Origin of the sequence: Chryseobacterium sp. SIMBA_038 (genome assembly GCF_046535115.1) — a bacterium.
Classification (GTDB): Bacteria; Bacteroidota; Bacteroidia; order Flavobacteriales; family Weeksellaceae; genus Chryseobacterium.
This window is the reverse complement of sequence record NZ_JAWRXH010000480.1, coordinates 1-231: the sequence shown is the minus strand read 5'-3', so window position 1 is coordinate 231 and position 231 is coordinate 1. Positions and strand designations below refer to the sequence as shown.

Here is a 231-nt window from a genome sequence, read left to right as displayed (position 1 = left end):
CTAGAGGAAATAGGCGGGGGTGGCTGTCATTCCCTGGAGGAATTGATGGGGCAGCTTACTACCTCCCCAAGAATCGTTTGGTTGATGGTACCGTCAGGCGAAATGGTCGATAAAGTAATCGCGCGAATCCAGCCTTATCTTTCTAAGGGGGATATTATTATTGATGGCGGCAATTCCTTTTATAAGGATTCCGTCCGCAGAAGCGAGCAGCTTGCACAGCAAGGAATCTAC

1 protein-coding gene is annotated in these 231 nt (G+C 48.9%); it reads left to right on the top strand.

Going from position 1 to position 231, the window contains the following annotated elements; translation table 11 throughout:
- Positions 1-231: NAD(P)-binding domain-containing protein (locus SB689_RS24335; protein ID WP_410694580.1), on the top strand; the 231-nt coding region annotated here is incomplete at both ends.